The sequence below is a fragment of the Bergeriella denitrificans NBRC 102155 genome, from assembly GCF_001592185.1.
Classification (GTDB): Bacteria; Pseudomonadota; Gammaproteobacteria; order Burkholderiales; family Neisseriaceae; genus Neisseria; species Neisseria denitrificans.
In genome coordinates this window covers 1-3,479 of sequence record NZ_BCWL01000210.1, presented here as the reverse complement: position 1 = coordinate 3,479, position 3,479 = coordinate 1, and the positions used below count along the sequence as shown (strand labels likewise).

At 56.9% G+C, this 3,479-nt stretch carries 4 protein-coding genes; 1 reads left to right on the top strand and 3 read right to left on the bottom strand.

Annotation, left to right across the window (positions count from 1 at the left end):
• Positions 1-140: 140 nt before the first annotated feature.
• The 3 genes from BDE01S_RS09255 to BDE01S_RS09245 all read right to left on the bottom strand — a co-directional run bounded on the left by BDE01S_RS09255 (position 141) and on the right by BDE01S_RS09245 (position 2,183).
• Complete coding sequence (locus tag BDE01S_RS09255) at positions 141-968, bottom strand: CorC family transporter (protein WP_066080617.1); 828 nt, start codon at positions 966-968, stop codon at positions 141-143.
• A gap of 1 nt (position 969) precedes the next feature.
• Complete coding sequence (gene ybeY / locus BDE01S_RS09250) at positions 970-1,485, bottom strand: rRNA maturation RNase YbeY (protein WP_066080614.1); 516 nt, start codon at positions 1,483-1,485, stop codon at positions 970-972.
• 203 nt (positions 1,486-1,688) lie between these two features.
• Positions 1,689-2,183 carry an acyl-CoA thioesterase gene (locus BDE01S_RS09245; protein ID WP_066080611.1) on the bottom strand — a complete coding sequence of 165 codons (495 nt, stop codon included), beginning with the start codon at positions 2,181-2,183 and terminating at the stop codon, positions 1,689-1,691.
• Between the two features lie 193 nt (positions 2,184-2,376).
• Between BDE01S_RS09245 and hemC the strand changes: the two genes are divergently transcribed.
• Positions 2,377-3,312, top strand: a complete 936-nt coding sequence (hemC, locus tag BDE01S_RS09240; RefSeq protein ID WP_066080608.1) for a hydroxymethylbilane synthase — start codon at positions 2,377-2,379, stop codon at positions 3,310-3,312.
• Positions 3,313-3,479 lie beyond the last annotated feature (167 nt).

The following is a 3,479-nucleotide window of genomic DNA, read 5'->3' as shown; positions in this document are numbered from 1 at the left end:
CCGACTATATACAGATATCCGGCCTAATATCAGTCAACACAACCGCCACGCATAAAAAAAGCCGTCTGAAAATTCAGACGGCTTTTTTTCAGACGGCACAGCGGGCAACTCCCCCCCTGCCGCTCCGTTTTACTCATCACTTATTCTTTAACCTTCACCGCCATCAGCGTATGCAGGCGGCGGTTGTCGGCGCGGGCGACGGTAAACTGCAGCGGGCCGATAACGACTTTTTCGCCGCGCACGGGCAGATGCTCCAGCTCCTGAATCACCAGTCCGCCGATGGTATCGGCTTCTTCGCTGCTGTAATCCGTACCGAAAAAGGCGTTGATGTCTTCGATTTCGGTTACCGCGTTGATGCGCCAGCGCTCGGCGGACACGGCAAAAATATTGTCTTCGCTTTCGTCTTCGTCAAATTCGTCGTCGATTTCGCCGATAATCTGCTCAATCACATCTTCAAAGGTAATCAGGCCGGACACGCCGCCGTATTCGTCGATAACAATCGCCATGTGGCCGCGCTGCTCGCGGAATTCTTTGAGCAGGGTATTGAGCGACTTGCCTTCGGGCACAAACGCGGCCGGGCGCAATACGGCCTGCAGGTTGAACTGCTCGGGCGTGAGGATGCATTTAAGCAAATCTTTGGCATGCAGAATGCCCAACACTTCGTCTTTGTCTTCGCCGATGACGGGGAAGCGGGAATGGGCGGTTTCGATGGCATAAGCCACGATGCGCTCCAGGCTGTCGTGTTCTTTGACCACATTCATCTGGCTGCGCGTCACCATGGCATCGCGCACTTCCAAATCGGCAAAATCCAATACTTTTTCCAAACGCGCCAACGTCTCGGCGTCGAATACTTCCTGCCCGTGCGCCTGGCGCAGCAGGCTGACGACGTCTTCGGCGGAGTCCGGCTCGCCGGCCAGACGGGCTACGATGCGTTCAAAAAAATTGGGTTTCGACTGCGTGTCGTCCATTTTAACATTCGTCCTCTCGGTAAGGGTTGGGGTAGCCTGCTGCGGCGAGCAGGCGGATTTCTGCGGCTTCCATCATTTCGGCTTCTTCGTCTGCCATGTGGTCGTAACCCATCAGATGCAGCGTGCCGTGTATGGTCAGGTGGGCAAAATGCTGCTCAACGGTTTTACCCTGCTCGGCGGCTTCTTTGGCAACCACTTGCGGGCAGATAACCAAATCGCCGTAAAGGCCGTCTGAAAAACCGCCGGGCAGCATTTCGCCTTCATTCATGGCGAAACTCAATACGTTGGTGGCGTAATCCTTACCGCGGTAATCGCGGTTGTAGGCGCGCGCTTCGTCTTCATCGAGCAACACCAAACCGATGTCGGCGCGGCGGTAATGTTCTTTCACAGCCGCCCACACCCAGCGGTAAAAGTCTTTTTCAGACGGCACGTCCGCTGCCGAAGAGGCATTGTCGAAATTCAGCGTAAAGCGGCGGCGTTGCAGGGCTAAAAACGGATAGCGTTTGGCGCGTTTCATAAAATCTGATGGTCCTGGAGACGGCTTTACCGGAAACCCGGTTGGATTGTCGCTTCGTGAGACGGATACGGCGCTGCGGCACTACCCCACAAAACGACTGTTTATATTCAACAAAATGATACATCACGGCCGTACCTGCTTCAAAAAAAGCGGTACGGCCAAACGGCGGCAGCCCGACGAAACGCCCGTGCCGTCTGAAAAAGCTACGGATTTTGGCAGCTGTCGCAGCTGACTTCGCGCTGCCCCTGCAGGCGCAGGGCTTTGCGCTGCTGCGCGGCTTCCTGGCGGCAGCGCTGCACTTCGTTGCTGATGTGCAGCGGCGGCACGGCGGCGGGCTTGCCCTCGTCCATCGCCACCATGGTGAAGTAGCAGGAATTGGTATGGCGGGTGGTGCGGTCGCGGATATTTTGCGCTTCCACCCGAATGCCCACTTCCATAGACGTGCGGCCGACCATGTTTACGCTGGCGAAAAAGGTCACCAGCTCGCCGACGTGTATCGGCTCTTTAAACGTTACTTGATCGACAGACAGGGTCACGCAGTAATAGCCGCTGTAACGGCTGGCGCAGGCATAGGCCACTTGGTCGAGCAGCTTGAGCAAATCGCCGCCGTGGACATTGCCGCTGAAATTGGCCATGTCGGGCGTCATCAAAACACTCATTTGCAGCTCATGCTGCAGCAGGTTGGCGGATTCTTTCATGGTGGTTCCTTCACAATAAACAGTCATAGCATTATAAGCCCATGAAATCGAAATACGATTGAATCCGTTTATAAGCGCATTTGCACCGCCCGCCCGCGCGGCAACGGCAGCAGCCGTCGGGTAAATATACCATAAAACCCGCCGCCAAATATGATAAACTCGCCTACATTGTTATTTATCCCGTTTGCACACCATGAATCCGAAAAAATTAGTGATTGCCAGCCGCGAAAGCCTTCTGGCGATGTGGCAGGCCGAGCATATCCAAAGCCGTCTGAAAAGCCTCTATCCCGAGTGCGAAGTCGAAATTCTCGGCATGACCACGCGCGGCGATCAGATTTTGGACAAAACCCTGTCAAAAATCGGCGGCAAAGGCCTGTTTATCAAAGAGTTGGAGCAGGCGCTGGCCGACGGGCGCGCCGATTTGGCCGTGCACTCCATCAAAGACGTGCCCATGGATTTGCCCGAAGGCTTTGCGCTGGCGGCCATCGGCGAGCGCGCCAACCCGTTTGACGCATTCGTTTCCAATCAATACGCCCGCCTTGAAGACCTGCCCAAAGGCGCGGTGGTCGGCACATCCAGCCTGCGCCGCGAAGCCCAGCTGCGCGCCCGCTACCCGCATTTGAGCATCAAACCCCTGCGCGGCAATGTGCAAACCCGCCTGAGCAAGCTCGACAACGGCGAGTACGACGCGATTATTCTGGCCGCCGCCGGCCTGCAACGTCTGGGCCTGGACGAGCGCATCCGCCTGATTATCTCCGAAGCCGACAGCCTGCCCGCTGCCGGTCAAGGCGCGCTGGGCATCGAAATCGCCGCGCACCGCACCGATTTACTGCCTGTACTCGCGCCGCTGAACCACGCCGTTACCCACGCCTGCGTCACCGCCGAACGCGCCCTTGCCCGCGCCTTAGGCGGCAGCTGCCAAGTGCCGCTGGCCGCTTACTGCACCGAGCAGGACGGCCTGCTGACCCTGCGCGGCCTGGTCGGCCACCCCGACGGCTCCGTCGTATTGCAGGCCGACGCGCAAGCTCCCGCCGAATACGCCGATGCCCTCGGCCGCGCGGTGGCGAAAAAACTGGCCGACGACGGCGCTATGGAGCTGATTGCCGCCGTATTGGCCGAGCAGGCTTAAATCCGCGCGGCTCTGTTTTCTAAAAAACGCGAGCCGTCTGAAAAAGCATCAAAAAAGCCGTCTGTTTTCAGACGGCTTTTTTTGCCATGCAGGCAATATTTTCCGTTACATGAGTTCGGGATAAGCAAATAAAATATCTTTTGAATTTTCAGAAATATATAGTCGGA

Excerpts from the sequence above, each read along its gene's own strand:
- BDE01S_RS09255 (WP_066080617.1), bottom strand. The coding sequence starts at position 968 with ATGGACGACACGCAGTCGAAACCCAATTTTTTTGAACGCATCGTAGCC.
- BDE01S_RS09245 (WP_066080611.1), bottom strand. The coding sequence starts at position 2,183 with ATGAAAGAATCCGCCAACCTGCTGCAGCATGAGCTGCAAATGAGTGTT.
- hemC (WP_066080608.1), top strand. The coding sequence starts at position 2,377 with ATGAATCCGAAAAAATTAGTGATTGCCAGCCGCGAAAGCCTTCTGGCG.
- ybeY (WP_066080614.1), bottom strand. The coding sequence starts at position 1,485 with ATGAAACGCGCCAAACGCTATCCGTTTTTAGCCCTGCAACGCCGCCGC.